We start from the raw sequence: 4,803 nt of genomic DNA on the forward strand, positions 1-4,803 counted from the left end.
TATTGCGAGAGTAGCTCAGTTGGTAGAGCACGACCTTGCCAAGGTCGGGGTCGCGAGTTCGAATCTCGTCTCTCGCTCAAAAAGGCCCTTGAAGAAGGGCTTTGTTGTTTTCGGTAATTTTGAAATCTCTAATCACGTTAGAGAATGCCGGGATGGTGGAATAGGTAGACACGCAAGACTTAAAATCTTGTGGGAGCAATCCCGTGCGGGTTCGATTCCCGCTCCTGGTACGAGCCTCGCTTCATAGCGGGGCTTTTTTTTGGGCATTTTTTCAGATTGTTTAAAATATCATCAAAAAAATGCCTACAATTTTAACAATAATGTTATTTTTGGAAAGAAACCCAAGGCATAATTTTCAGATAAACTCTATCAAAATGTACCTGAGCGCCAATATTAAAGTTCTTAGGAAAAGGAAATCCATCACACAGGAAACGATGGCTGCTTCTATCGGAATCAGTAGATCCAAGCTTGCAGGATATGAATTGAACATCAATCCCCCTTTGGAAACCCTGCTTCTCATTGCGGATTATCTCGGAGTTTCCACCGATTTGCTCCTTAGGAAAAACCTTGAGGAACTTTCTGAATACAAACTAAGAGAAATGTTGGATACTGACCGCTTTTTAAAAGGGAAAAACCTTCGGGTTTTAGCAACAACTGTGGATGCTGACGGAAAAGAATTGATCGAGGTGGTTTCCCAAAAAGTTAAAGCGAGCTATCTGGCTGGGTTTTCTGATCCTGATTTTATCGGTGACCTGCCGCGGTTTTCACTTCCTTTTTTGCCGCAGGATAAAAAATACCGTGTTTTTCAGATTGACGGAGATTCTATGCTGCCAATTCCTGATGGCGCTTGGATCGTTTGTGAATATGTCGATGATTGGACTAGGATAAAGGATGGTGAGAAATATGTTGTTTTGACTGAGTCTGAAGGTGTCACCTTTAAAATTGTATACAATACAGTCAAAGAAAATGAAAAACTGTTACTTTGTTCCTCCAATCCGATTTTTAAACCTTTTGAAGTGGATATCAGGTCGATAAGAGAAGTCTGGAAGTTTCGACTGATGATAGTCTGAAATTTTTGAGATATTATTTTGGGAAACTTGTTATTTTAATTGTTATTTTAGACTATATTCAATTACCCCAAATTTTTAATTGTTTTTTAAATAAAAGAGGATTTTGTAAGACAAATTGGGTTTTATATCGTTGTATGTTTAAGATTACAGGAATGTTTATTGACTAATGGAGTAATAACCTTAAACGATCAGTAAATATGATAGAATATTCAGTATTGGAGACCCCACTTGGAAATGTAAGGGCAGAAGTTTGGGACGGATATTTGGTAAGTTTGAAATTTACTGAAGAGGAACTTACAAATGATTCTTTTGATGGAGTTTTGATGGATGTCTGGATACAGCTTGGGCTATATTTTAAAGGTAAACTAAAGACCTTTGATGTTCCTGTAGCGCTTGGGGGTACCGATTTCCAGCATAAAGTATGGATGGAAGTAAATAAAATTCCTTTTGGACAAACAGTCTCCTATCAAAAAATTGCAAATAACCTCGGGAATCCTGGAGCAGTGAGGGCAGTAGGTACAGCAATCGGAGCAAACCCGATATTGATTATGCTTCCATGCCACAGAATAGTAGGCCAATATGGTCAACTGACAGGATATTCGGGAGGGATTTGGAGAAAATCCAAATTGCTGGAACTTGAGCAAAAGGATAAAATCGGAAAGCAAGTACAGCTTAATTTTTAGGCTATATCGTAAAATAAGTTTTCTTAAATTCTTTCAGCGCATAGAATGAAATAAGAAAAGCCTGATTGGGAAACCAATCGGGCTTTTCTTATTTTTATAGCTGATCGTTTCAGTTGAACTAATCTCAAATCTTTCAAAACAAATTTCTTATAAAATGGTCCAAATCATTGATTATTCCCCCGAACTTCAGTCTCATTTTGAAAGAATAAATAAAGAATGGGTCGAAAAATATTTTTCATTGGAACCGTTTGATATCCATCAGCTTGAAAATCCCGAAGAAGTAATTATAAATAGTGGCGGAGCGATTCTTTTCGCCAAAGAAGGAGAAGAAATTATCGGTACAGTTGGCCTGTCTAAATCAGACGAAGGGATATTTGAAATGATAAAAATGGCTGTGGTCCCGCAATCACAGGGGAAAAAGGTGGGTCATCTTTTAGCGACATCAATTTTGGAAAAAGCCAAATCCATGGGTGCCAAGAAGGTTGTACTCTACTCAAATACGAAATTGGAGGTTGCCTTGAACCTATACCGAAAGTTCGGTTTCAAAGAAACGCCTCCGGAATGCGGAAAGTATGGGAGGTGTGATATCAAAATGGAAATCGAATTGTAATGGAAATTAAAATCAGGGAAGGCACAATTGCCGAAGTTATTGCCCTGAGCAGGGAAGTACCTGAATTTTTTCAGCCATATTCTGAAAATACCTATGAAGAAAGGCTCTCCCAAGTTCAAAATTTGATTTTGATTGCAACAATAGATGACAAGCCGGTAGGATTCAAGATCGGATATCAGAGGTATAGTGATGACGTATTTTATTCTTGGATGGGTGGGGTTTTGGATTCTTATCGGAGAAAAGGCATTGCCACCAAATTAGCTGATCAGCAAGAGGAATGGGCAAGAACTCATGGCTTTTTTAAAGTGGCTTTCAAAACCAGAAACAGGTTTTCAAAAATGATCCATTTTGGAATCAACAGAGGTTTTATGATTGTGGATTTAATTAAAAAAGGAGAAGTGAAGGATTATAGAATTGTGATGGAAAAAATTCTATGAAGAGAGAGGCGTAGTCCTCACCGGGATTTTTCAGTTTTTTTTTTGCAATCTTGCAAATACCCATTCCTGCGTTTCTTAGCATATTTCCATTTTTAGCCTACCTTTGTGGACCAAAAATCAATTATTTACCCAGCGGTTCAATTACCCGCTTCATCAAAAATTATGGAAAATACCAAATTACAAGTTTCGGAAGGAACCATGCTTCCTGTGATGGAAGCCTTTTATACCATTCAAGGCGAAGGGACGTTTTCAGGTAGTCCTTCTTACTTTATCCGCCTAGGAGGCTGTGATGTAGGTTGCGTATGGTGCGATGTCAAAGAATCCTGGGAGGCGGAAAAATGGCCTCTCCTGTCTGTAGAAGCCATCGTATCTGATTCCATGGCCTTTCCTAGTAGGACAGTAGTGATTACAGGTGGGGAGCCTTTAATGTATAACCTTGGTCCATTGACTGCTATGTTAAAGGAAAATGGATTCAGGATTCACATAGAGACCTCAGGTGCGCATCCCTTTTCAGGGACATTTGATTGGGTTTGTTTTTCACCCAAAAAGTTTAAAAAACCCCATCCTAGTATTTATGAAAAAGCAGATGAGCTAAAAGTAATTGCCTACAATAATTCGGATTTTGAATTTGCTGAAGAGCATGCCTCCAAAGTAAAACCAAGCTGTCAAAAGCTACTCCAACCGGAGTGGAGCAAAAAAGAAATCATGACAAAAAAGGTGATTGACTACGCAAAATCCAACCCAAATTGGAAAATTTCGCTACAAACACATAAATTTATGGATATCCCTTAGCCCATGAAGATAAGCCTGCTTAGTTTAACCCTGTTTTTTTTCATCTCTTTCTCATTCGGTCAGGGCTATTCTATCATTGACAATAAGGCAATCAAAATGCATCAGGAGGGTGATGAATTGGTTCAAAAGCGGATGTATGATGAGGCAATTGAAAAATATAAAGCCTCTATTCAAAGGGAAGCAAGTTTTTTGGAATCCTATATCAAGTGGGGAAGAATCCTCCTTACTAAAGGGAAGCCGCAGGAAGCAATCGATGTAGCCGAAAGAGGTGAAGCAAGGGGCAAGCAGGCCAAGAACCAAATCAAAGGAGAATTCAAGTGGCTCAAAGTCCATTGCTACTTGGCAATGGGCAGATTTCAGGAGGCTTTGGACGAGTATGCAGAAGCAAATCCTCTTTTGGATCAAAGTTTCAAGCAGCGGATAGACTACAGAGAAACTGCTACCCAGATGAGGTTTATCAGTCAGCAGCTTGAAAAGTCACTTGCCATAGAAAAGCAGAAGTTGCCTGAACCATTGAATCAGTTTCCTCTACAATATTTTCCGGTATTGACTGCTGACAGCAAAAGGATAATTTTTGTAAAAAGAGATGGAATCAAAAACTTTGAGCATGAGGATTTGTTTACAAGCAATTTTTCAGAGGAAGAACAGCTTTGGTCCGTACCTGAGAGTATTTCCAGTATCATCAATACCAATTATAATGAAGGTACTTGTACCATCTCTGCAGATGGAAAGATACTTATCTTTTCTTCCTGCGAGACCCCGGATTCTTTTGGTGACTGTGACCTTTACATAGCATACAAAATCAATGACGCCTGGCAAAGACCTGCCAATATGGGAAAATCCGTAAACTCACGTTCTTGGGATTCTCAGCCCTCCCTATCCGCAGATGGCAGGATCCTTTTTTTCTCTTCTAACAGAAGAGGAGGATTTGGAGGAAGAGACCTTTGGTATTCGTTAAGAATGCCAAATGGGGCTTGGTCTGAAGCAAAAAATCTCGGTGCCCAGGTCAATACTTCAAAGGATGAGGTTTCCCCTTTTATTTACTTTAACAATGAGATATTGTTCTTTGCATCAGATGGCCATAGAGGATTTGGAGGGCAGGATATTTTTGTTTCCCGGGTAGAGAAAGGTGTATTTACCACTCCGGAGAACCTGGGATATCCCATCAATGACCATTTGGATCAGTTTTCACTGTTCATTACTGCCCAGCG

6 protein-coding genes and 2 tRNA genes are annotated in these 4,803 nt (G+C 39.4%); all 8 read left to right on the forward strand.

The genetic code is table 11. The annotated features are described in order from the left end of the window. Nucleotides 1-4 precede the first annotated feature (4 nt). Nucleotides 5-77 (forward strand) — tRNA-Gly (locus tag ACZFYI_RS15885). Between the two features lie 69 nt (nt 78-146). Continuing rightward, a tRNA-Leu gene (locus ACZFYI_RS15890) sits at nt 147-230 on the forward strand. A gap of 144 nt (nt 231-374) precedes the next feature. Then, nucleotides 375-1,070, forward strand: a complete 696-nt coding sequence (locus ACZFYI_RS15895; RefSeq protein WP_462525112.1) for an XRE family transcriptional regulator — start codon at nt 375-377, stop codon at nt 1,068-1,070. A gap of 197 nt (nt 1,071-1,267) precedes the next feature. Further along, nucleotides 1,268-1,753, forward strand: coding sequence for a methylated-DNA--[protein]-cysteine S-methyltransferase (locus ACZFYI_RS15900; RefSeq protein WP_462525113.1), 486 nt, complete (start codon nt 1,268-1,270; stop codon nt 1,751-1,753). Between the two features lie 154 nt (nt 1,754-1,907). Next, nucleotides 1,908-2,363: a GNAT family N-acetyltransferase gene (locus ACZFYI_RS15905; RefSeq protein ID WP_462525114.1), complete on the forward strand. Its 456-nt coding sequence runs from the start codon at nt 1,908-1,910 to the stop codon at nt 2,361-2,363. After that, nucleotides 2,363-2,800 carry a GNAT family N-acetyltransferase gene (locus ACZFYI_RS15910; RefSeq protein WP_462525115.1) on the forward strand — a complete coding sequence of 146 codons (438 nt, stop codon included), beginning with the start codon at nt 2,363-2,365 and terminating at the stop codon, nt 2,798-2,800. The genes ACZFYI_RS15905 and ACZFYI_RS15910 overlap by 1 nt, the downstream gene beginning before the upstream one ends. Nucleotides 2,801-2,962: 162 nt before the next feature. Further along, a complete protein-coding gene (locus tag ACZFYI_RS15915; RefSeq protein ID WP_462525116.1) occupies nt 2,963-3,592 on the forward strand; it encodes a 7-carboxy-7-deazaguanine synthase QueE in 630 nt (209 codons plus the stop codon). A gap of 3 nt (nt 3,593-3,595) precedes the next feature. Beyond that, on the forward strand, nt 3,596-4,803 hold a 1,208-nt coding region (locus ACZFYI_RS15920; RefSeq protein WP_462525117.1), incomplete at its 3' end, for a TolB family protein.

This window comes from Aquiflexum sp. (assembly GCF_977115555.1).

What these genes read in the sequence shown, in the direction of transcription:
- ACZFYI_RS15895 (WP_462525112.1), top strand. Translation starts at nt 375, where the DNA reads ATGTACCTGAGCGCCAATATTAAAGTTCTTAGGAAAAGGAAATCCATC.
- ACZFYI_RS15900 (WP_462525113.1), top strand. Translation starts at nt 1,268, where the DNA reads ATGATAGAATATTCAGTATTGGAGACCCCACTTGGAAATGTAAGGGCA.
- ACZFYI_RS15905 (WP_462525114.1), top strand. Translation starts at nt 1,908, where the DNA reads ATGGTCCAAATCATTGATTATTCCCCCGAACTTCAGTCTCATTTTGAA.
- ACZFYI_RS15910 (WP_462525115.1), top strand. Translation starts at nt 2,363, where the DNA reads ATGGAAATTAAAATCAGGGAAGGCACAATTGCCGAAGTTATTGCCCTG.
- ACZFYI_RS15915 (WP_462525116.1), top strand. Translation starts at nt 2,963, where the DNA reads ATGGAAAATACCAAATTACAAGTTTCGGAAGGAACCATGCTTCCTGTG.